Annotated in this window: 17 protein-coding genes; 5 read left to right on the forward strand and 12 right to left on the reverse strand. The window is 75.1% G+C overall.

The features are described from left to right. Positions 1–42: 42 nt before the first annotated feature. The gene (locus ACQP60_RS17530; RefSeq protein ID WP_429735222.1) at positions 43–837 is read right to left on the reverse strand and encodes an SDR family NAD(P)-dependent oxidoreductase; all 795 of its coding nucleotides are present in this window, start codon (positions 835–837) and stop codon (positions 43–45) included. 135 nt (positions 838–972) lie between these two features. Between ACQP60_RS17530 and ACQP60_RS17535 the strand changes: the two genes are divergently transcribed. Next, positions 973–1,779 carry an electron transfer flavoprotein subunit beta/FixA family protein gene (locus ACQP60_RS17535; RefSeq protein ID WP_429735224.1) on the forward strand — a complete coding sequence of 269 codons (807 nt, stop codon included), beginning with the start codon at positions 973–975 and terminating at the stop codon, positions 1,777–1,779. A gap of 12 nt (positions 1,780–1,791) precedes the next feature. Further along, on the forward strand, positions 1,792–2,805 hold the full coding sequence (locus tag ACQP60_RS17540; protein ID WP_429735226.1) for an electron transfer flavoprotein subunit alpha/FixB family protein: 1,014 nt from the start codon (positions 1,792–1,794) through the stop codon (positions 2,803–2,805). 20 nt (positions 2,806–2,825) lie between these two features. On the opposite strand, the gene ACQP60_RS17545 is transcribed toward ACQP60_RS17540, so the two are convergent. The 10 genes from ACQP60_RS17545 to ACQP60_RS17590 form a co-directional block, all read right to left on the reverse strand. Further along, the gene (locus ACQP60_RS17545; protein ID WP_429735228.1) at positions 2,826–3,107 is read right to left on the reverse strand and encodes a MoaD/ThiS family protein; all 282 of its coding nucleotides are present in this window, start codon (positions 3,105–3,107) and stop codon (positions 2,826–2,828) included. A gap of 14 nt (positions 3,108–3,121) precedes the next feature. Then, positions 3,122–4,255 carry a GTP 3',8-cyclase MoaA gene (moaA, locus tag ACQP60_RS17550; RefSeq protein WP_429735230.1) on the reverse strand — a complete coding sequence of 378 codons (1,134 nt, stop codon included), beginning with the start codon at positions 4,253–4,255 and terminating at the stop codon, positions 3,122–3,124. 4 nt (positions 4,256–4,259) lie between these two features. Continuing rightward, complete coding sequence (locus ACQP60_RS17555; RefSeq protein WP_429735232.1) at positions 4,260–4,589, reverse strand: DUF6457 domain-containing protein; 330 nt, start codon at positions 4,587–4,589, stop codon at positions 4,260–4,262. After that, on the reverse strand, positions 4,586–5,353 hold the full coding sequence (mobA, locus tag ACQP60_RS17560) for a molybdenum cofactor guanylyltransferase (RefSeq protein ID WP_429735234.1): 768 nt from the start codon (positions 5,351–5,353) through the stop codon (positions 4,586–4,588). Before mobA ends, ACQP60_RS17555 begins: the two co-directional genes overlap by 4 nt. 1 nt (position 5,354) lies before the next feature. Then, positions 5,355–6,740 (reverse strand): molybdopterin molybdotransferase MoeA, encoded by a 1,386-nt coding sequence (locus tag ACQP60_RS17565; protein WP_429735236.1) that lies wholly within the window; start codon positions 6,738–6,740, stop codon positions 5,355–5,357. 85 nt (positions 6,741–6,825) lie between these two features. Beyond that, on the reverse strand, positions 6,826–8,055 hold the full coding sequence (locus ACQP60_RS17570; protein WP_429735238.1) for an MFS transporter: 1,230 nt from the start codon (positions 8,053–8,055) through the stop codon (positions 6,826–6,828). A 64-nt stretch (positions 8,056–8,119) separates the two neighbouring features. After that, the gene (gene narI / locus ACQP60_RS17575) at positions 8,120–8,881 is read right to left on the reverse strand and encodes a respiratory nitrate reductase subunit gamma (protein ID WP_429735240.1); all 762 of its coding nucleotides are present in this window, start codon (positions 8,879–8,881) and stop codon (positions 8,120–8,122) included. Next, positions 8,872–9,600, reverse strand: a complete 729-nt coding sequence (narJ, locus tag ACQP60_RS17580) for a nitrate reductase molybdenum cofactor assembly chaperone (protein WP_429735242.1) — start codon at positions 9,598–9,600, stop codon at positions 8,872–8,874. The genes narI and narJ overlap by 10 nt, the downstream gene beginning before the upstream one ends. Next, the gene (gene narH / locus ACQP60_RS17585) at positions 9,597–11,282 is read right to left on the reverse strand and encodes a nitrate reductase subunit beta (RefSeq protein ID WP_429735244.1); all 1,686 of its coding nucleotides are present in this window, start codon (positions 11,280–11,282) and stop codon (positions 9,597–9,599) included. The genes narJ and narH overlap by 4 nt, the downstream gene beginning before the upstream one ends. Beyond that, positions 11,279–15,115, reverse strand: a complete 3,837-nt coding sequence (locus ACQP60_RS17590; RefSeq protein WP_429735246.1) for a nitrate reductase subunit alpha — start codon at positions 15,113–15,115, stop codon at positions 11,279–11,281. The genes narH and ACQP60_RS17590 overlap by 4 nt, the downstream gene beginning before the upstream one ends. A 265-nt stretch (positions 15,116–15,380) precedes the next feature. Here ACQP60_RS17590 and ACQP60_RS17595 point away from each other — a divergent pair, with 265 nt between their 5' ends. Genes ACQP60_RS17595 through ACQP60_RS17605 form a run of 3 tightly spaced genes read left to right on the forward strand, consistent with a single transcriptional unit; the run spans position 15,381 to position 20,727 of the window. Beyond that, complete coding sequence (locus ACQP60_RS17595; RefSeq protein WP_429735248.1) at positions 15,381–16,730, forward strand: MFS transporter; 1,350 nt, start codon at positions 15,381–15,383, stop codon at positions 16,728–16,730. After that, positions 16,727–19,051, forward strand: coding sequence for a molybdopterin oxidoreductase family protein (locus tag ACQP60_RS17600; protein WP_429735250.1), 2,325 nt, complete (start codon positions 16,727–16,729; stop codon positions 19,049–19,051). Before ACQP60_RS17595 ends, ACQP60_RS17600 begins: the two co-directional genes overlap by 4 nt. Next, positions 19,048–20,727, forward strand: a complete 1,680-nt coding sequence (locus tag ACQP60_RS17605; RefSeq protein WP_429735252.1) for an FAD-dependent oxidoreductase — start codon at positions 19,048–19,050, stop codon at positions 20,725–20,727. Before ACQP60_RS17600 ends, ACQP60_RS17605 begins: the two co-directional genes overlap by 4 nt. On the opposite strand, the gene ACQP60_RS17610 is transcribed toward ACQP60_RS17605, so the two are convergent. Beyond that, on the reverse strand, positions 20,694–21,422 hold the full coding sequence (locus ACQP60_RS17610; protein WP_429735254.1) for a class I SAM-dependent methyltransferase: 729 nt from the start codon (positions 21,420–21,422) through the stop codon (positions 20,694–20,696). The two genes, ACQP60_RS17605 and ACQP60_RS17610, sit on opposite strands and share 34 nt — an antisense overlap. Position 21,423 lies beyond the last annotated feature (1 nt).

Raw genomic sequence — 21,423 nt, forward strand, 5'->3', positions numbered from 1 at the left:
GGACATGCTGCCCGGCGTTGCCGCCCACCGCTCGCCCGCAGGTCAGGGCAGGATCGAGTCCACGTAGCCGCCGTCGACCCGGACGGCGCCGCCGGTGGTCGCGGACGCGAGCGGCGAGGCGAGGTAGGTCACGAGGTTCGCGATCTCCTCCGGCTCGATGAGGCGCTGCAGCAGCGACTGCGGCCGGTGCTTCAGCATGAACTCGCGCTGCGCCTCGTCCCACGGCAGGTCGCGGTCGACGAGCTGGTAGACGAAGTCCTCCACGCCGCCGGTGTGCGTGGGACCGGCGATGACGGAGTTCACCGTGACGCCGGTGCCGGCCGCCGCCTTGGCGAAGCCGCGCGAGACGGCGAGCAGCGCCGTCTTGGAGGCGCCGTAGTGGATCATCTCGGCCGGGATGACGACGGCGGAGTCGCTCGCGACGTCGAGCACCCGGCCCCAACCGCGGGCGGTCATGCGGGGCAGGTGGTGGCGGATGAGGCGGACCGCGGCCAGCACGTTCACCTCGAAGTAGCGCCGCCACTCCGCGTCGGTGATCTCGAGGGCGGGACGGGACTCGAAGATGCCCAGGTTGTTGACCAGCACGTCCACGTCGGGCAGCGCGTCGACGGCGGCGGCGAACCCGTCGTCGGTGGCGACGTCGGCCACCACGGGCACCCCCTCGAACCCCTCGACGTCCCGGGCGAGCTCGTCGAGCGCCCGCCCGACGGAGCCCTCCGAACGACCGTTGATCCCGACGCGCGCCCCCGCCGTGGCGAGGCCGCGGGCGATGGCGAGGACGATGCCCTGCGTGGATCCGGTCACGAGCGCCGTCCTGCCGGAGAGGTCGATCCGCATCCCCCGACCGTAGGCGGCGTCACACTTGTCCGCCCGTGGACGCGGGGGCTGCCGGGGCGATGCCGCGGGTAGGCTCGACCCGTCGGTCGCGGCGCCTGCGGCCGTCGTCCCCACCGTGAGCTGGAGGTCGCGCCCGTGCGCATCGTCGTCGCCGTGAAGTACGTGCCGGACATCAACGCGGACCGACGATTCGTGGACTGTCGCGTGGACCGCGACCCGGGCGTCGGCACCCTCAACGAGCTGGACGAGAACGCCCTCGAGGCAGCGCTGCGGATCCTCGACGCGCTGCCCGAGGACGAGCGCGCGGCGAGCGAGGTCGTCGCCCTCACGGTCGCTCCGGCCGACGGTGACGTGGCGCTGCGCAAGTCGTTCCAGATGGGCGTGGACCGCGCCGTCCGCGTCACGGACGACGCCCTGGCCGGCTCGGACTACTTCGGCACCGCGACGGCGCTCGCCGCCGGGGTGCGCAAGCTCGAGGCGGACGGCGTGCCCGTCGACCTCGTCATCACCGGCATGGCGGCCCTCGACGGCCTCGGCTCCGTGGTCCCCGCGTTGGTCGCGGCCGAGCTCGGCCGCCCGGCGCTCACGCTGGCGAAGAAGGTGGCCGTCGCCGACGGCACCCTGACCGTCACCCGCGAGACCGACGAGGCCACCGAGACGCTCGCCGCGCCCCTGCCGGCCGTCCTGTCCGTCGCGGACACCGCGAACACGCCGCGGATGCCGAACTTCAAGCTGATCATGGCGGCCCGCACCAAGCAGATCGAGGCGTGGTCGGCCGCCGACCTCGGTCTCGATCCTGCCGCCGTCGGCACCGCCGGGGCGCGCACCGAGGCGGTCTCGGCCGAGCCCCGCCCCGCCCGCCCCGAGGTCGAGCTGGTGGTCGACAAGGGCGAGGGCGGCACCGCACTGGCCGAGTACCTCATCCGCAACGAGCTGGTCTGAGAGGACGCGACCGTGACGACTTCGACCGAACCCACCCGCAACCGCACCGTCCTCGTCCTGCTGGACCCGGCCACCGAGGTCCGCTCGGGCGCCCTCGAGCTGCTCACTATCGCGCGCGGCCTCGGCCGCGTCGAGGCCGTGACCCTGGAGGCGCCGACCGTCGAGGCGCTCGCCCAGCTCGGCGCGTACGGCGTCGAGACGGTGCACCAGGCCGAGGTGCCCACCGACACCCTCGCCGCCGCCGGGGGCGACGCCGCCCGCCACCTGCCGTCCGTCGTCGCGGCGACGCTCGCCGCCGCCGTCCGGCGCACCGACGCCGACGTCGTCCTGGCCCCCGCCACGTTCGCCGCGAAGGAGGCCGCCGCCCTGGCCGCCCACGCGCTCGGCGCCGGGCTGGTCATCGACGCCGCCGCGGTGGGGGAGGACGGCGACGGCCGCATCGTGGCCGGCAAGCGCGTCTTCGCCGGCGCCTGGGACACGCGGTGCGTCGTCACCGCCGACGTCGCCGTGCTCACGGTGCGGGCCAACGCCGTCGTGCCGGAGCCCGCCGACGCGGCCGTCGCGACGCAGGTCGACGCGCTGCCCGTCGAGCTCGCCGGCACGTCAGGCGTGGTCGTCACGTCGCGCGAGGTCAAGGTGCGCGCCCCGGGCCGCCCGACGCTCGAGGAGGCCGCCGTCGTGGTGGCCGGCGGGCGCGGCACCGGCGGTGACTTCGGGCCGGTCGAGGAGTTCGCCGACGCCGTCGGCGCCGCGATCGGGGCGTCGCGCGACGCCGTCTTCGAGGGCTGGTTCGACCGCTACATCGGCCAGACCGGCGTCACCATCGCCCCGCGCCTCTACGTGGGCGCCGGCATCTCCGGTGCGCCGCACCACCGCGGCGGCATGCAGGCGTCGCAGGTGATCGTGGCCGTGAACTCCGACCCCGAGGCGCCGATCTTCGAGATCTGCGACTTCGCCGTGGTCGGCGACCTCACCGACGTGCTGCCGCAGGCGGCCGCCGCCATCCGCGCGCACCGCGCGGGCTGAGCTCTCGATCCGTCGCGGGGTCAGCCGCCCGCGAAGGGCGGGAGCAGGTCGAGGCTCGCGCCGTCCGGCACGACGTCGGACGGCGCGGCGCGGCGGCCGTCGAGCAGCACGCTGCAGCGTTCCAGCACAGGCGCGGCCGCGGGGGTGACGGCGGCGAGGCGGGCGACGACGTCGGCGACGGTCGCGCCCGGCGGGACGTCGAGCGTCTCCTCCGACCGCCCGAGGGCGGCGCGGGCGGCGGCGAAGTAGCGCAGCGCCACGGTCTGCCCCAGGGCCCGCGTCGTCTCCAGCTGATCCGTCATCCTCATCCTCCGTGTCATCCCCCGATCGCGCTCATGGTGCGCTCGGGCTGGGTGAAGCCCGAGCTGTCGAGGTCGGTGCCCGAGCCGGTGTCGCTCATGCCGTGCCCGGCCTGCTTGGCCCACATGGCGGCGCGCCACAGGTCGGCCAGCACGGCGTCGTCGGCGCCCGCGCGCAGCGGCCCGAGCAGGTCGGTCTCCGTGTGCGCGAACAGGCAGTCGCGCACGCCGCCCTCCGCGGTGAGGCGGGTGCGGCGGCAGTCGTCGCAGAACGGCTCCGTGACCGACGCGATGATGCCCACGCGGCCGAGGCGCCGCCCCACGGCGCCCTTCCCGGCCCGCCCGCCCAGGTCCCGCACGACGAACCGTTCCGCGGGCGCGCCGTCGCGCGGCTCCTCGTCGGGCTCCAGGGCGAACCGGGTGCCGAGCTGCTCGCGCACCTCGGCCGCCGTCACCATCGCGGCGCGGTCCCAGGCGTGGTCGGCGTCCAGCGGCATCTGCTCGATGAAGCGCAGCTCGAAGCCGCGGTCCAGGCACCAGGCGAGCAGCTCGGCCGCGTGGTCGAGGTTGACCCCGCGCACCAGCACCGCATTGATCTTCACCAGGTCGAACTGCTGCGCCGCGGCGTCGATCCCCGCGAGCGTGCGGGCGAGGAAGGGCCGGCGGGCGAGGGTGGCGAACGTGTCCGGGTCGAGGGTGTCGAGCGAGACGTTCACGCGGTCCAGCCCGGCCTCGCGCAGCGCCGCCGCCCGGGAGTCCAGGCCGACGGCGTTGGTCGTGAGGCTCAGCTCCGGGCGCTGGGGGAGGGCAGCGCAGTCGCGGACGATCTCCACGAGGTCGCGGCGCAGCAGCGGCTCCCCGCCGGTGAACCGCACCTGCCGTACGCCCAGGTCGCGCGTCGCGATCCCGACGATCCGCACGATCTCCTCGCGCGTCATCACCGAGTCCTTCGGCAGGGTCGGCAGGCCCTCGGCCGGCATGCAGTACGTGCAGCGCAGGTTGCAGCGGTCGGTGAGCGAGACGCGCAGGTCGGTCGCGACCCGGCCGAACGTGTCCACGAGCCCGCCGGTGGCCGGCCGGTCCGCGGGCAGCCGCACGTCGGGCACCCCCGCGCCGGGCAGGCGCGGCATCCCGAGGGAGACGGTCGTCATCCGATCAGCTCCCCGCCCCGGTCTCGGTGACCGCCGTGGCGCCGGGGCCCGGGTCCTGCCAGGCGAGCGCGGACGACGTCGCGCGGTCGAGCGCGTCGGACGTCTCGCCGCGCGCCGCGGCCAGGCCGGCCGCGTAGCCGACCGCGTACGCGGTGACAGGGGCGGCGGGCCGCGCCACCTGGTGCGCGGCGTCGCGCGCGAGGTCGAGCACCGCGCCGACGTCCACGCTGCGCGGGGGCAGCCCGAGCTCCGCCTCGAGCGCGTCCACCCACCGGTCCAGCACGCTCGAGCCGGGCTCCGTGCCACGGGGGGTGGCGGGCGTCTGGTCGGTCATCGGTGTCCTCCCGGGCGGTCGGTCGGCGGTCGGGTCGTCGCGGGCTCCGTACCGTCGCGGGCCGCCACGACCGTGTGGCTTGCTGTGTGACTTGTGGTGTCGCTTGCTGCGTGGAGTCCTACCGTAAGCCGTCGCAGGTCGTCCCAGGTGTCGACGTCCGCGCTCACGCCGTCGTCGTCCGGCACCTCGGCGCAGGTGAGCTCCGCGACCAGGCGGCGCACCGGTACCCCGGCGAGGCCGTCGGCGCCCGACACCGCCACCTCGGCGAGGGCACGCCTCAGCGCGTCGCGCCGGTACAGACCCACCAGCCACTGCGCGTGGCCCTCGCGGACCAGGTACGCGCCGTCGTGGTCGGGGTCCGTCGGGTCGACGGCGGCGCGCAGCAGCGGCACGGCGTCGCCCGCCCGTGGCACGTCCACGGCGAGGACGAGCACCCACGGGGGAGGATCCTGACGCGCCGCCCGGGCCGCCGCCGCGTCGAGTGCCCGCAGCCCGGCGTCGAGCCCGGCGACGGGGCCGCCGAACGGCGGGTCCTCGCGGGTGACGAGCACGTCGCGGCCGGGCGGCACGACGGGGTCGGGCCCGACGACGACGGTGCGGTCGGCGTCGCGGGCCGCGGCCAGGGCGTGGTCGAGCAGCGACGCACCGTCGAGCACCACGGTCGGCTTGGGCACGCCGCCGAGGCGCGTGGCGCGGCCGCCGGCGAGGATCACGGCGTCGTGCCGGACGTCGTCTCGCGCGGAGGTTGCGCGGGCGGGCGCCACGTCAGGCCCCGGCGCCGAACGGCAGGTCGAGCGGCAGCACGTCGAGCTCGTCGCCGGCCTCGACCTTGTCGACGTCCGGCGGGACGAGGGCGAGCGCGTCGGCGCCGAGCAGGGCCGACGTCGCGTGGCCGCCCGGGCCGTGGTCGCTGCCCGGGGCCGTGGCGCGCGCGACCGCGCCCGACGGCAGCGTCCGCACCGGCACGACGTGCGTGCGTCCCGGCGGGCTCGGCCACGCCTCGGCGGCGACACGACGCACCGGGCGGGCGGGCGCACGGCCCGCGAGGACGGCGACCGCGGGGCGCACGAACAGCGCGAACGACACGAAGGCGCTCACCGGGTTCCCCGGCAGCGCCACCCACGGCACGCCCCGCCAGCGGGCCAGCGCCTGCGGTCGGCCGGGCCGCAGCGCGACGGCCGCGACGTCGACGTCCGCCAGCCGCGCGTCGTCGGCGTCGAGCACCGCACGCACGACGTCCGACGCCCCCGCCGACACCCCGCCGGTCGTGACGACCAGATCGACCGCAGCCGCACCCCCGGCGTCCACAACGCTGTCGAGGGCGGCGCGGAGGGCGTCGGCGTCGTCGGGGACGGCGCCGACGCGCACCACGTCGGCCCCGGCGGCGCGGGCGAGGGCGGCGAGCAGCAGTGAGTTGGAGTCGGGGATGTGGCCCGGGTCCGTCGCGACGCCGGCCGCACCGTCCTCCGAGGGCACCAGCTCCGAGCCCGTCGACAGCACGGCCACGCGCGGGCGCCTGTGCACCGGCAGTGCGGTGAGCCCGCCCGACGCCGCGACGGCGACCAGCGCGGGGGTGACGGCGTCGCCCGCCCGGCCGAGCAGGTCGCCGGGCCGCACGTCTTCGCCCCGGTGCCGCACGTGGGCCCGGGGCTGCCGGGCGAGGGTGACCTCGCGCTCCGTCGTCGGGCCGCCGGCGACGAACCGGCCCGTCGACGTCCGCTCGACCGGCACGACGGCATCCGCCCAGCCCGGCACGGGCGCGCCCGTCATGATCCGCACCGCGGCCCCGCCCGTGCTGTGGGCGGGAGCTTGGCCCTCGCCGTCGGCGTGTCGAGGGCGTGTCTCCCGCTCACAGCGGTCGGGGGGCGAGCCGGGGCGGAGGTCGCCGACGACGGACAGGGTCACGGGGGAGCCGTCGGCGGGGAGGTCGGCCAGACGCACGGCGTAGCCGTCCATGGCGGCGGCGTCGAACGGCGGGACGAGGGCGACGGCGTGCACGTCGGCGCCCAGCGCGCGCCCGGGCGGCTCGGCGGCGAGCGCGGCGAGCGGCACGTCGTCGATCGCCAGCGGCGCGACCCGCGCCAGCACGGCGGCGACGTGCTCGTCCATGCCGCGTGGGGTGCTGCGTGGCGTGCTCCGCGCGGTGCTCATGGGGCCACGCTAGGCCGACGACGTGTCGCCCGTGCGGCGCGGACCTCACGGACTGCCGGGCGCCGGGGTGAGGACGCGCGACCCGTCATCCGGCGTTCGCCTGCACGCGCCTGCGCACCGGGCCGAGCGTGAAGAGCAGGGTGAGCAGCGCGGTCAGCGCGAGCAGGCCGAACCCGATGCCGTAGTCGCCCTGCGCGCCGTAGACGGCGCCCATGATGAGCGGCGGGATGAAGCCGCCGAGGCCGCCGGCGGCGCCGACGACGCCGGTCACGGCCCCCACCGTCCCGGGCGGGGCCATCTTCGCCACGAGCGCGAAGGTCGCGCCCGAGGACCCGCCGAGCGCCGCCGCCATCGCGAGGAACGCGATCGTCGCCGCGGGGATCAGGGGCGGCTGGGCGATGATCACGGCGGCACCGACGGTCACGATCGCGTAGCAGACCAGGTTCACCGCGACGCCGCCCACCTTGTCCGACAGGGTGCCGCCGATCGGCCGGCAGACCACCGCGAGCACCACGAAGCCGGCGGTGCGGAACGACGCGTCGCTGGCGCTGAGGTCGTAGGCGTTCTGCAGGAACGTCGGCAGGTACACGCTGAACGCGACGAAGCCGCCGAAGCCGATCGCGTACAGCCAGGAGAGCTGGAGCGTGGCGGGGATCTTCAGCGTCGCCCACGTCCGCGCCCACATGCCCCCGCCGGAGCCCGGCGACCACGCCGGGGAGTCCTGCAGCAGGGCCCGCGAGGCCAGGGCGAAGACGGCCAGGAAGACCGAGACGATGATGAAGGGGGCGCCGTCGCCCCACGCGTCGCGGATCGGCACCGTGGAGAACGACGCGATCGCGGTGCCGCCCATGCCCGCGCCGAAGATGCCGATCGCGGTGCCGCGGCGGGCCGGCGGGTACCAGTTGTTCACGAACGGGACGCCGATGGCGAACGTCGTGCCGCCGAGGCCGAGGAAGAACCCGCCGATCAGCAGCCACACCAGGTTGTTCGCGACGAAGCCGATGAACAGCACGGGGAGGATCGTCAGCGCGCTGCACAGCGGGAACATCACCTTGGCGCCGAACCGGTCCGTGAGCGCCCCGATCGGGATGCGCCCGAGCGACCCGACGATCACGGGGATCGCGACGAGCACCGACACCTCGAAGTCGGACAGGTCGTACAGCTCGCCGTAGCTCTTGCCCAGCGGGCTCAGCAGCGCCCACGCCCAGAAGCAGATCGCGAACCCGATCGTCGCGAGGGTGAGCTGGGTGACGTTGCCCTGCACGGCCGGTGCGGCCGGCGCGTCGGCCGGTCCGGGGGTGGCTGCCGAGGTCATGTCTCCTCCTTCGGGTCCGGGCGGCGTCGGGCGACGCCGGCCCGGTCGGGTCGGGCAGGTCGGGTCAGCGGGGCGGCGTCGTGGTCGGGTCCCACCCGGGCCGCGGGGCCCGCGACGACACGGACGCCTCGCGGGAGCGGTAGACCACGTAGGGCCGGAACGGGTACTGCACCGGGGCGGAGAACGCGTGCACCAGCCGCGTGAACGGCCACAGCGCGAAGAGCAGCATCGCCGTGACGATGTGCACCTGGAACGCGGCCGGCACGCCCTCCATGAGCAGCGGCTGGGGCTGGAGGTACCAGAGCGAGCGGAACCAGGGGGAGATCGTCTCCCGGTAGTTGTAGCCGTGGCCGCCCGCCAGGAGCTGCGTCTGCACGGTGGCCCACGCCCCCGACAGCAGCGACCCGGCGAGGAACACGTACATGGTCTTGTCCATGCGGGTGGTCGCGAGGAAGACGGGCCCGGTGGAGCGGCGCCGGTAGATGAGGATGAGCAGCCCGGCGACGGCGACGACGGCGGCGAGCGACCCCATCGACGTCGCGATGAAGTGGTAGACGCCCTCGCTGATCCCGACCGCCTCGGTCCACGACTGGGGGATCACGAGGCCCAGGAAGTGCCCGAGCACCACGAACAGCAGCCCGAAGTGGAACAGTGGCGAGCCCCAGCGCAGCAGGCGCTTCTCGTAGAGCTCGCTCGAGCGGGTGGTCCAGCCGAACTTGTCGTACCGGTAGCGCCAGATCGACCCCACGACCAGGACGGCGAAGGTCACGTAGGGCAGCACGACCCAGAGGATGATCGTGTCGGCGGTCGCGTCCGTCAGGCCCATGGCAGGTCCTTCCCCTCGTTCCCGTACCCGGCGTCCCCGCCGTCCCCGTAACCGCTCAGCCCTACGAGCTCCGCGGGCGGCCCGGCGGCCACGAGGTCGGCGACGCGCTCGGCGGTGGCCGCGTCGACCGGCGGGAGGGTGAGGCTCACGGCCTCGACCGCCGCCGTCCAGGGCGAGCGCTGCGCGGCGAGGGCCGAGCGCAGCACCTCGATGCCGTCGCGGTGGGCCGCGAGCAGCGCGCCGGCGATCCGGGCGCCGTCGGGCCCGCCGCGGGCCGACAGCTCCAGGACGGTCGGCAGGTAGTCGGGCAGCTCGTCGCCGGTGGTCTCGAACCCGGCGGCCCGGTAGGCCTCGACGAACCGCACCAGCGCGGCGCCGCGCTTCCGGGTGTCGCCGGCGGCGTAGTACGACAGGTACATCGCGCAGCGACGCTTGAGGTCGAACGTCGCGACGTACCGGGCCTGCAGCGCGTCGGGGTCGCCGTCGAGCAGGGTCGTGGCGAGCCCGGCGAGGCGGTCGCGCACGGGTGCGGGCAGGTGCTCGACGGCGGCGCGCACCACGGGCGCGGCCGCGAGCGTCGCCTCGTCGGGGTAGGCGAGCAGCACGGAGGCGGCCATGTGCGCGACGGCGCGGTCGCCGTCGCCCAGCGCCACCGGCGCGAGCGGGTCGAGGCGCTTGGCGCGCACGCCCGGTCGGGGCAGGAAGGCCAGGCGGCTCACGACCGGCCCCCCGCGCTGTCGTCCGTGCCGCCGGCACCGCCGGAGTCCTCCGGCGGGAACAGGCCGCTGGGCCGGCCGTTGCCGTCCCAGTTGAGCAGGTTGACGCGGCCGGGGGTGGACGGGCCGTAGGGGGAGTCCGCCGTCTGCCGGGCGGCGAGCGCGTGGAAGTTCTCCACCGCGACCGGGGTCGGCTGCCCCGACGACGAGCCGAACGGCCCGGCCCCGCCCATGCCGGGGCCGCCCTCGAAGTCGAGGGAGCAGGCCATCTCCTCCAGCTCGCGCGCCACCTCGGTGTGCGCGGTGGGGATGACGTACCGCTCCTCGTACTTGGCGACGGCGAGCAGGCGGTACATCTCCTGCACCTGGTCGCCGGTCATGCCGACGGCGGCGGCGTTCTCCTCGGGGAACTCGCGTCCGAGGTTCACCTCGCGCATCCCCGACCGCATGGCGGCGAGCCGGCGCAGCACGCGCTCGACGGGCCCGGTGTCACCGGCGGTGAAGAGGCCGGCCAGGTACTCCAGCGGGATGCGCAGCTGCGAGATGGCGGCGAACAGGGTGCGGCCGTCCTCGCCGTCGTTGCCGGAGCTGGCGACGACGTCGACCACGGGCGACAGCGGCGGGATGTACCAGACCATGGGCAGCGTCCGGTACTCGGGGTGCAGGGGCAGCGCCACCTCGTAGTCGTGGATGAGCTTCCAGATGGGGGAGCGCTGCGCGGCGTCGATCCAGTCGTCCGGGATGCCCTCGCGGCGCGCCGCGGCGACGACCTCGGGGTCGCTCGGGTCGAGGAAGACGGAGCGCTGAGCGGCCAGGAGGTCGTGCTCGTCCTCGATGGCGGCCGCGGCCCCGACCTTGTCCGCGTCGTACAGCACGAGGCCGAGGTAGCGCAGGCGGCCCACGCACGTCTCGGAGCAGACCGTGGGCAGCCCGACCTCGATGCGCGGGTAGCACAGCGTGCACTTCTCGGCCTTGCCCGTCTTGTGGTTGAAGTACACCTTCTTGTACGGGCAGCCGGTGACGCACATCCGCCAGCCGCGGCACTGGTCCTGGTCGACGAGCACGATGCCGTCCTCGACCCGCTTGTACATCGCGCCGGACGGGCAGGAGGCGACGCACGACGGGTTGAGGCAGTGCTCGCAGATGCGCGGCAGGTAGAACATGAACGTCTGCTCGAGCTCCTCGGCGACGTGCTCGCTCATGTGCGCCAGGATCGGGTCGTCCTGCATGGTCGCCGTCGAGCCGCCGAGGTCGTCGTCCCAGTTCGCGGACCACTGGATGGACATGTCCTCGCCGGTGAGCAGCGACTTTGGCTTGGCCACCGGCGTGTGCTCGCCCTGCGGGGCGCTGAGCAGCATGTCGTACTCGTACGTCCACGGCTCGTAGTAGTCGTGGATCGACGGGAGCTTGGGGTTCGCGAAGATCGACGCGAGCTTCTTGGCCCGCCCGCCGGCGCGCAGCTTGAGCTTGCCGCGCCTGGTGCGCACCCAGCCGCCCTGCCAGGTCTCCTGGTCCTCGTAGGTGCGCGGGTAGCCGAGGCCGGGGCGGGTCTCGACGTTGTTGAACCAGACGTACTCCGTGCCCGTGCGGTTCGTCCACGCCTGCTTGCACGTCACCGAGCAGGTGTGGCACCCGATGCACTTGTCGAGGTTCATCACCATCGACATCTGGGCCATGACCTTCACGAGTAACGCACCTCCTGCGAGCGGCGTCGGATGACCGTGACCTCGTCCCGCTGGTTGCCCGTGGGGCCGAGGTAGTTGAACGCGTAGGTGAGCTGCCCGTACCCGCCCGCGAGGTGCGTGGGCTTCAGCAGGATGCGTGTCAGGGAGTTGTGGATGCCGCCGCGGCGCCCGGACGTCTCGGCGAGCGGCACGTCCACCGTGCGGTCCGTGGCGTGGTGCATGTACACGGTGCCCTCGGGCATGCGGTGGGAGACGACGGCGCGCGCGACGACGACGCCGTTGCGGTTGACCGCCTCGATCCACTCGTTGTCCGCCACGCCGATCTTCGCGGCGTCCGCCGGGCTCATCCAGACGTTGGGGCCGCCGCGCGACAGCGACAGCATGAACAGGTTGTCCTGGTACTCCGAGTGGATGGACCACTTGGAGTGCGGGGTCAGGTAGCGCACCGCGACGGCGGCGTGGCCCGTGCCGCTGCCGTCGGCACGACCGTCGTCGAAGGTGCCCGGGACGGGCGAGTCGCCGAACAGGCGGTGCAGGTCCAGCGGCGGCCGGTACACGGGCAGCTGCTCGCCCAGCTCGATCATCCAGTCGTGGTCGAGGTAGAAGTGCTGGCGGCCGGTGAGCGTGTGCCACGGCTTGAGCCGCTCCACGTTCACCGCGAAGGCCGTGTACCGCCGCCCGCCGTGCTCCGACCCGGACCACTCCGGGGACGTGATCACCGTCGTCGGGCGCGACTGCACGTCCGGGAAGGTGACGCGCTTGGCCTGGTCGTCGGCCGCGAGGTCCGCCAGCCGCTGCCCGGTGCGCTTCTCCAGGTGCTCGAACCCCTGCACCGCGAGGCGGCCGTTGGTGGTGCCGGACAGCGCCAGGATCGTCTCGCAGGCGTGGGTGTCGCGGTCCAGGCGCGGGCGCCCGGCCGCGGGGCCGGACGTCACCAGGCCGTTGACCTGCCCGAGCCGGCGCACCTCCTCGTCCGGCATGAACGCGACGCCCTTGGTGGCCATGCCCTTGGAGTCCGTGAGGGGCCCCAGCGCGGCCATGCGCGCCGCGAACGCCGGGTAGTCGCGCTGCACCACCTGCAGGCGCGGCATCGTCACCCCCGGCACCAGCTGGCGCTCCGCGGGTGGCGCACCCGCGTCCGTGAGCGTGCCGTGCGGCACCGCGAGCTCGTCGGGGGAGTCGTGCAGCAGGGGCGTCGCGACCAGGTCCTCGCGCACGCCCAGGTGCTCCACGGACATCTGCGAGACCAGCCCCGCCAGCGTGTGGAACGTGTCGAAGTCGGTCTTGGTCTGCCACGGCGGGTTGATCGCGGGGTTGAACGAGTGCACGAACGGGTGCATGTCCGTGCTCGACAGGTCGTGCTTCTCGTACCAGGTGGCCGCGGGGAGCACGACGTCGGAGAACAGCGTCGTGCTCGTCATGCGGAAGTCCATCGTCACGAGCAGGTCGAGCTTGCCGCGCGGCGCCTCGTCGTGCCACGTCATCGAGGCCGGACGGCGGTCCGCCGGCGCCTCGTCGGCCAGCGCGGACGCGTCCGTGCCGAGCAGGTGCTTGAGGAAGTACTCGTTGCCCTTGCCGGACGAGCCGAGGATGTTGGCCCGCCAGATCGTCAGCACCCGCGGGAAGTTCGCCGGGTCGTCGGGGTCCTCGCAGGCGAACCGCAGGTTGCCGGCCTTGAGCTCGTCGACGACGTGCTGCTCGGGCTCCTTGCCCGCCGCGCGCGCCTCGTCGACGAGGTCCAGCGGGTTGCGGTCGAACGTCGGGTAGCTCGGCATCCAGCCGCGCTGCGCCGACTCCACGAGGGAGTCCGCCGTCGTGCGGCCCGCCAGCACCCCCGGCGCGAGCGGGGAGGCGAGCGCGTCGGCCGGCATCCCGTCGTACCGCCACTGGTCCGTGGCCAGGTAGAACCAGCCCGTGCCGATCATCTGGCGCGGCGGTCGCGACCAGTCCAGGCCGCCCGCGTACTGCGCCCACCCGGTGATCGGACGGCACTTCTCCTGGCCCACGTAGTGCGCCCAGCCGCCGCCGTTGACGCCCTGGCAGCCGGTGATCGTGGTGAGCGTGAGGAACGCGCGGTAGATCGTGTCCGAGTGGAACCAGTGGTTCGCGCCCGCGCCCATGATGATCATCGAGCGGCCGCCGGAGTCCTCGGCGTTCTGCGCGAACTCCCGACCGATCTGTGCGGCGTCCGCGGCCCGCACGCCGGTGATCTCCTCCTGCCAGGCGGGGGTGCCCGGGGCCGTCGCGTCGTCGTAGCCGGTGGGCCAGTCGCCCGGCAGGTGCAGGTCCTTCCGCTCGACGCCGTACTGCGCCAGCAGCAGGTCGAAGACCGTCGTCACCAGGTGCCCGCCCACGCGCCGGGTCGGCACGCCGCGCGTCAGCACGCCCTTGCCGCCCAGGTGCTGCTGCTCGGCGGCATCGGCGCCGCTCGCCTCGTCGCCGTCGGGCACGATGTCGAACCGGGGCAGCAGCACCGCCGCGGTGCCCTGCTCGCCGGACGCCGCGCCGTCGGCCACCGACAGCAGCGGGTCGACGTCACCCAGGTCGAGGTTCCACCTGCCCTCGCCCGCCTCGCCGTACCGGTCGGCGAGGGTGCCGTTCGGCGCGACGACGGCGCCGTCGGCGCCCAGCAGCAGCGTGCGGAAGCTCGGGTTCGCCGCGCTCGAGGCGCCCGGCAGGACGGCGTCGTCCACGTCCGCGGCCGTGAGGAACTTGCCCGGCACGTACGCGCCGTCCTTCTCGTCCAGCCGCACCAGGAACGGCGCGTCCGCGTACCTCTTGAGGTAGTCGACGAACGGCGCGGTCCGCTTCTCGACGAGGAACTCGCGCAGGATGACGTGCCCCATCGCCATCGCCAGCGCGCCGTCCGTGCCCGGCTGCGGCGCCAGCCACTGGTCGGCGAACTTCGTGTTGTCCGCGTAGTCGGGGGAGACCGAGACGACCTTGGTGCCCCGGTAGCGCGCCTCGGCCATGAAGTGCGCGTCCGGGGTGCGGGTCACCGGGATGTTGGAGCCCCACATGACGAGGTACGACGAGTTCCACCAGTCCGCCGACTCCGGCACGTCCGTCTGGTCGCCGAACACCTGCGGGGAGGCGACCGGCAGGTCCGCGTACCAGTCGTAGAACGACAGCATCGTGCCGCCCAGCATCTGCACGAACCGCGCCCCGACGCCGTGCGACACCATCGACATCGCCGGGATGGGGGAGAAGCCCGCGACGCGGTCCGGGCCGTGCGCCTTGATCGTGTGCACGTGCGCCGCCGCGACGATCTCCGCCGCCTCGTCCCACGTGGCCCGCACCAGGCCGCCCTTGCCGCGCGCGCTCTTGTACGCCCGCGCCGTCTCCGGGTCGGACGTCAGCCGCTCCCACGCGAGCACCGGGTCGCCGCCCACCGCGGCCTTCGCCTCCCGGTACGCCCGCAGCAGCACGCCGCGCACGTACGGGTAGCGCACCCGCGTGGGGGAGTACGTGTACCAGGAGAACGCGGCGCCGCGCGGGCAGCCGCGCGGCTCGTACTCGGGGGAGTCCGGGCCCACCGACGGGTAGTCCGTCTGCTGCGTCTCCCACGTGATGATGCCGTCCTTGACGTACACCTTCCACGAGCACGAGCCCGTGCAGTTCACGCCGTGCGTGGAGCGCACCACCTTGTCGTGCGACCACCGGTCCCGGTAGAAGACGTCCCCCTCGCGCCCGCCCTTGAGGAACAGCTGGCGCAGGTCGTCCGACACCTCCCCCTTGCGCAGGTGCTTGCCGAGCCGCAGCAGGGCGTCGGCAGCCCCGGTCGGCGGCGCCGCCCCGAGGTCAGCGGTGACGGACGGGCGGGTGGTCGACATGCGCACTCCTGGGGCTGGGGGACCGAAGAGTCACTGCTTCGCATCATGGGCCCGGACCTGGGGTGGCGCATGTCGAACCTGCCTGCTCACAGGCCTGTCGCGACGGCTGTGCGTTCGTGCTCACGCGCATTTCACGCCTCGACGTCCGGGGGCGAAACACCGCCTTCCTAGCGTCGGACCACCGGCCCGACGACGCGCCGGTGATTCCAGGCCAGTTCGAGACCACCGCCCGGCGACGTCGGGCCCGCGCACAGGAGGACACACGATGGTTGCTCCGACCGCTGCCCCGGCCCCGGCCGTCGCACCCCCGGGCACGCACGCCCGCCCCGGCCGCTGGATCGACGACTGGCGGCCCGAGGACCCGGCGTTTTGGGCCGGCGGCGGACGTCGCGTCGCCCGCCGGAACCTCGTCCTGTCGGTGTTCGCCGAGTTCCTCGGGTTCTGCGTGTGGGCGCTCTGGTCGATCGTCGTGCCGCAGCTGCCCGCCGCCGGGTTCACGCTCACCACCGACCAGATGTTCTGGCTCATCGCGGTGCCCTCGCTGGTCGGCGCCACGCTCCGCATCCCGTACACCCTCGCCGTGCCGGTGTTCGGCGGGCGGACGTGGACGGTCGTGTCGGCGTCGCTGCTGCTGATCCCCACGCTGGCGCTGGCGGTCGTGGTGCAGCGGCCGGAGACGTCGTTCGGCGTGCTGCTCGCCGTCGCGGCGCTCGCGGGCTTCGGGGGCGGCAACTTCGCGTCGTCGATGGCGAACATCTCCTTCTTCTTCCCCGAGCGGGAGAAGGGCGCGGCGCTCGGCTGGAACGCCGCCGGCGGCAACCTGGGCACCGCCGTCGTGCAGCTCGTCGTGCCGCTGGTGATCGTCACCGGGGCCGGCGTGGCGCTGGAGCGCGCGAGCCTCGTCTTCGTCCCCTTCATCGTGCTCGCGGCGGTCCTCGCCTGGCGGTTCATGGACAACCTCTCGGCGGCGAAGGCCGACCCGCGGTCGTTCGCGGTCGCGGTGCGCGAGCCGCACACGTGGGTCATCTCGTTCCTCTACATCGGCACGTTCGGGTCGTTCATCGGCTTCTCCGGCGCGTTCCCCACGCTGCTGGCGGGCCAGTTCCCCGAGGTGAGCCTGTCGCTGGCGTTCCTCGGCGCGCTCGTGGGATCGGTCGCGCGACCGCTCGGCGGCATCCTCGCCGACCGCGTGGGCGGCGCCGTCGTCACCGTCGGGTGCTACGCCGTGATGATGGCCGGGGCGGTCGGCGCGATCTCCGCGCTCGGGAGCCACCGGTTCGGGCTCTTCTTCGCGTCGTTCCTCGTGCTGTTCGTCGCGACCGGCGTCGGCAACGGGTCGGTGTACCGGATGATCCCGGCGGCGTTCCGGGTCGCGGGAGCGGGGCGCGACGCCGCCGCCACGGCCCGCGCGGCCGCGGGTTGCATCGGCATCGCGGGTGCGGTCGGTGCGCTCGGCGGTTTCCTCGTGCCGCGCGGGTTCGCGATGTCGACGTCCCTGACGGGCTCGCTGGTGGCCGCGCTCTGGGTGTTCGTCGGGGCGTACGCCGTGATGGCCGTCGTCACCTGGGCGGTGTACGCGCGCCCCGGTACGGCGATGCGGGCGGCGCGCGTATGACGGCGCCCTCGGTCGGGGCGGGCGTCGCGACCCACTGCCCGTACTGCGCCCTGCAGTGCGGCATGGACCTCGCGCCCGCGGGCGAGGTGCCGGACGGGCGGGCCGCGCTGCCGGTGACGGTGACGCCGCGGCAGTTCCCCACCAACGGCGGCGGCCTGTGCCAGAAGGGGTGGACCAGCGCGACCGTGCTGCGCGCCCCCGACCGGCTCATGACGCCCCTGGTCCGCGGCGCCGACGGCGCGCTCGCGCCGGCGGCGTGGGACGACGCGCTCGACCTGGTCGCCCGGCGGCTCGCCGCGCTGGCGGCCGAGCACGGCCCCGAGGCCGTGGCGGTGTTCGGCGGCGGCGGGCTGACGAACGAGAAGGCGTATGCCCTCGGCAAGTTCGCCCGGACCGTGCTGCGCACGCCGTTCATCGACTACAACGGCCGGTTCTGCATGTCGTCGGCCGCGGCGGCGGGGAACCGGGCGTTCGGCCTGGACCGGGGGCTGCCGTTCCCGGTGACCGACCTGGCCGGTGCCGACGCGATCCTGCTGCTCGGCTCCAACGTGGCCGAGACGATGCCGCCCTTCGTGCAGCACCTCGCCGGCGCGCGCGCCGTGGGCGGGCTCGTCGTCGTCGACCCGCGCCGGTCGGCGACCGCCCGCCTCGCCGGGCCCGGCGAGGGGGTGCACCTGCAGCCTGTGCCGGGCACGGACCTCGTGGTGCTGCTCGCGCTGCTGCACGTGCTGGTGGCCGAGCGTCTCGTGGACCGGGAGTACGTGGCGGCGCGGACCACGGGGTTCGACGACGTCGCCCGGTCGGCCGCGGCCTGGTGGCCCGAACGGGCGGAGACGGTGTGCGGCGTGCCCGCCGAGGAGCTGCGGCGGGTGGCGCGGCTGCTGGCGGCGGCGTCGCCGTCGCGCGGGGGCCGCGGGGCCTACGTGCTCACGGGGCGCGGCGTCGAGCAGTCGGCGCAGGGCACCGCGACCGTGACGGCGGCGATCGACCTGGCCCTCGCGCTCGGGCTCGTGGGCCGGGTGGGGTCGGGGTACGGCTGCCTCACGGGCCAGGGCAACGGGCAGGGCGGGCGCGAGCACGGGCAGAAGTGCGACCAGCTGCCCGGCTACCGCAGGATCGACGACCCGGCCGCCCGCGCGCACGTCGCGGGGGTGTGGGGCGTGGACCCGGGGTCGCTGCCGGGGCCGGGCGTGCCCGCCGTCGAGCTGCTGACGTCCCTCGGCACCCCGGGCGGGCCGCGCGCGCTGCTGGTGCACGGCTCGAACGTCGTCGTGTCCGCGCCGAACGCCGACCGCGTGCGGGAGCGCCTCGCCGCCCTCGACCTCCTCGTGGTGTGCGACGTCGTGCCGTCCGAGACCGCCCTGCTCGCCGACGTGGTGCTGCCCACCACCCAGTGGGCGGAGGAGGAGGGCACGATGACGAACCTCGAGGGCCGCGTGCTCCGCCGGCGTCGCGCCGCGGACCCGCCGGGCGACGCCCGGTCGGAGCTGTGGATCCTCGCGGAGCTGGCGCGGCGCCAGGGCTCCGACGTCTTCTTCCCGACCGAGCCTGCCGCCGTGTTCGACGAGCTGGCGCGCGCGTCGGCCGGCGGTGTCGCCGACTACTCCGGGCTCAGCCACGCCCGGCTCGACGCGCACGAGGCCGCCGGCGGCCCGGGGCTGTACTGGCCCTGCCCCGCCACCCCCGCCGACCTGTCAGGACCACGCGAAGGTTCTGGTGCTCCTGGCTCTGACAACTCTGGGGACCGTGACTCGTCAGGGCCACGATCGGGTATTCACGGCCCTGGTCCTGACAGGTCGCGGGAACGGCACCCCGGGACGCCGCGCGTGTTCCTCGAGCGGTTCGCGACGCCGGACGGCCGGGCGCGGATGGTCGCGGTCGACCACGCCGGCCCGGCCGACGACGTGCGCCCCGACGCGCCGACGTACCTCGTCACCGGTCGCGTGCTGCAGCACTACCAGTCCGGCGCGCAGACGCACCGCGTGCCCGAGCTGGAGCGGCTGGTCCCCGACCCGTACGTCGAGCTGCACCCGCTGCTCGGGCTGCGGGTCGGCGTGCCGGACGGCGGGCGCGCCCGTCTGACCTCGGCGCGCGGCGTCGTCGAGGCGACCGCCCGCTGGACCGACGCCGTCCGCCCGGACACCGTCTTCATGCCCTTCCACTGGAGCGGCCCGGGCAGCGTCAACCGGCTCACCACCGACGCCGTCGACCCGGTCTCCGCGATGCCGGAGTTCAAGGTCTGCGCCGTGGCGGTGACGCCGGCCGACGCCGCCCCGGCCGCGGCGGCGGAACACGTCGAGACCCTGGAGGTCCCCGCATGAGCCACGACCCGCAGCTCGACTCGCAGCACGGCCTGCGCGTGCCGCACCGGGTGGTCGTGGTCGGGCACGGCATGGTGGGCGCGCGCCTCGCGGACGAGCTGTCCCGGCGCGACGCCGACGGCGCGCTCGACGTCACGGTGCTCGGCGCCGAGCCGTACGAGCCGTACAACCGGGTGCTGCTGTCCGACGTCGTCGCGGGCCGCACCGACGTCGCGGCGATCAGCATGCCGACGGTCGACGACGGCCGTGCTCGCGTGCTGCGCGGCACGACCGCGGCGGCCGTCGACCGCGACGCTCGCACCGTCGTGGCCGACGACGGCACCCGTCACCCCTACGACCACCTGGTCCTCGCCACCGGCGCCGCCGCGCGCCTGCCGGACGTGCCCGGCCTGGGCGACGACCCCGCGTCCCTGCCCGCCGGGGTGCACGCGCTCCGCACGCTCGACGACGCCCGCGAGGTGGTCGCCGCCACGGTGAACTCCCCGCGTGCGGTGGTGGTCGGAGGCGGGGTGCTGGGCGTGGAGGTGGCGCTCGGCCTCGCCGGTCGGGGCCTGCCCACGACGCTCGTGCACGGCGCGGGCGCGCCGATGGAGCGGCAGCTCGACGACGAGGCCGGCGCCGTCCTGCGCGCGGGCCTGGAGGCGGCGGGCGTGGCCGTGCGCACGGGGGTGCGGCCGCAGGAGGTGCTCGTCGTCGGGGGCCGGGCCGTGGGCGTGCGGCTCGACGGCGCGACCACCGAGCCCGGGGAGACGCTCGGCGCGGGCCTGGTCGTGCTCGCCTGCGGCACGGCGCCGGAGACGGCGCTGGCGCGGCGTTCCGGGCTCGCCGTCGAGCGGGGCGTCGTCGTGGGACCGGACCTGGCGAGCGTCACCGACCCGCGCGTCTTCGCCGTCGGGGACTGCGCGCAGCCGCCGGAGGGGTCGCGCGGGCTCGTCGCGGAGGGCTGGGACCAGGCGAGGCGGCTGGCCGAGCACCTGGTGGCGCTCGCTGCCCGGCCTCGCGCGGCGGCGGTCGAGGGTCCGCGCGAGCACCTGCGGCTGCCGGGCGACGGCACGTCACCGTCGATGGCGGTGCGCCTCGGGACCCTGCTGTCGTCGCGCGCGCCGGGGGCGCGGGCCGGCGGCGTCGACGCCCGGGGCACCGACGTCGTGAAGGTCAAGGCCGGGCCGCTGAGCGTGGTCGCGATGGGCCGCTGCGGCTCCGGCCGCGTCCCGGCGCCGGGGGAGCGGGCCGTGCGCCTCGGCGACCCGGCCGCGGGGCGCTACGTGGAGGCCGTGGTGGCCGGCGGCGTCCTCGTGGGTGCCACGTGCGTGGGCGACGCCCGCGTCGCCGCCGACCTCACCGCCGCCTACACCCGCCGCACCCCCGTGCCCGCCGACCCGGCGTTCCTGCTGCTCACGCCCGTCATGCCCGCCGCCGAGCCGGCGTCCAGCCCCGAGCACATGCCCGACGACGCCACCGTCTGCCGCTGCAACGGCGTCACGAAGCACGACGTCGCGGCCTGCGTGGCCGGCGGCGCGACGACGCGGGAGGCCGTCGCCCGCGCCACGCGCGCCACCACCGGCTGCGGCAGCTGCACGGAGGCGGTGTGCGGGCTGGTGGAGTGGCTGTCGAGCACGACGGCGAGGCCGGCGACGGAGGATCAGGAGGTCGGGGAGGTCCACTCGAGCGTGTAGCGGAAGAACAGCCGCTGCCGGAACCTCGCGCCCGGCAGCACGCGGCGGGCGGTGTCGCGGACCTCGCCGTACGACTCGCGTGAGTCGCGCATCGGCACGGGCGGGACGTCGTCGCCGAGCACCCCGGCGGGCACGCGGGATCGGCGCAGGCTCTTGGCCACCCCGACGACGGGATTGACGAACGACGAGACGAGGTCGACGGCGAGGTCGCGCGGCGCGCCGATCCGCGCCAGGCCGACCACCAGCAGCCGCCCGCCGGGGGCCAGGACGCCGGCGGCGTGCCGGAGGGCGGGCTCGAGGTCCATGTGGTGCAGGGAGGCGACCATCGTCACGACGTCGAACGAGCCGTCGGCGGGGACGTCCTCGAACCGGCCGTGCCGCACGGTCACGCCGGGGTCTCCCGCGAACCGCCCGGCGGTCACCTCGGCCATCGCGGCGTCCGCGTCCAGCCCGACGACGGTGGCGCCCGCGCGCCGCAGCCGGTCGACCAGCAGGCCGGTGCCGCAGCCGACGTCGAGCGCGCGGCGCCGGCGTCGCGGCAGCCGCCGCAGGATCCAGCCGTGGAAGTGGTCGTTGTGGTTCCACGGGAAGCGGTCGTTGAGCCGGCCGAGCCATCGCCCGCCGGCGCGGACCAGCGGGTTCGTCGTCGTGCGCGGGTCGAGCTGCGTCCTTGGTGTCGTCGGCGTCGTCGGCATG

Origin of the sequence: Isoptericola variabilis (assembly GCF_050311655.1) — a bacterium.
GTDB lineage: Bacteria > Actinomycetota > Actinomycetes > Actinomycetales > Cellulomonadaceae > Isoptericola > Isoptericola variabilis.

Coding starts and splice junctions, on each gene's coding strand:
- ACQP60_RS17590 (WP_429735246.1), bottom strand. CDS start 15,115: ATGTCGACCACCCGCCCGTCCGTCACCGCTGACCTCGGGGCGGCGCCG.
- ACQP60_RS17565 (WP_429735236.1), bottom strand. CDS start 6,740: ATGAGCACCGCGCGGAGCACGCCACGCAGCACCCCACGCGGCATGGAC.
- ACQP60_RS17530 (WP_429735222.1), bottom strand. CDS start 837: ATGCGGATCGACCTCTCCGGCAGGACGGCGCTCGTGACCGGATCCACG.
- moaA (WP_429735230.1), bottom strand. CDS start 4,255: ATGACGACCGTCTCCCTCGGGATGCCGCGCCTGCCCGGCGCGGGGGTG.
- ACQP60_RS17605 (WP_429735252.1), top strand. CDS start 19,048: ATGAGCCACGACCCGCAGCTCGACTCGCAGCACGGCCTGCGCGTGCCG.
- ACQP60_RS17595 (WP_429735248.1), top strand. CDS start 15,381: ATGGTTGCTCCGACCGCTGCCCCGGCCCCGGCCGTCGCACCCCCGGGC.
- ACQP60_RS17600 (WP_429735250.1), top strand. CDS start 16,727: ATGACGGCGCCCTCGGTCGGGGCGGGCGTCGCGACCCACTGCCCGTAC.
- ACQP60_RS17610 (WP_429735254.1), bottom strand. CDS start 21,422: ATGCCGACGACGCCGACGACACCAAGGACGCAGCTCGACCCGCGCACG.
- ACQP60_RS17555 (WP_429735232.1), bottom strand. CDS start 4,589: ATGACCGACCAGACGCCCGCCACCCCCCGTGGCACGGAGCCCGGCTCG.
- narI (WP_429735240.1), bottom strand. CDS start 8,881: ATGGGCCTGACGGACGCGACCGCCGACACGATCATCCTCTGGGTCGTG.
- ACQP60_RS17570 (WP_429735238.1), bottom strand. CDS start 8,055: ATGACCTCGGCAGCCACCCCCGGACCGGCCGACGCGCCGGCCGCACCG.
- ACQP60_RS17545 (WP_429735228.1), bottom strand. CDS start 3,107: ATGACGGATCAGCTGGAGACGACGCGGGCCCTGGGGCAGACCGTGGCG.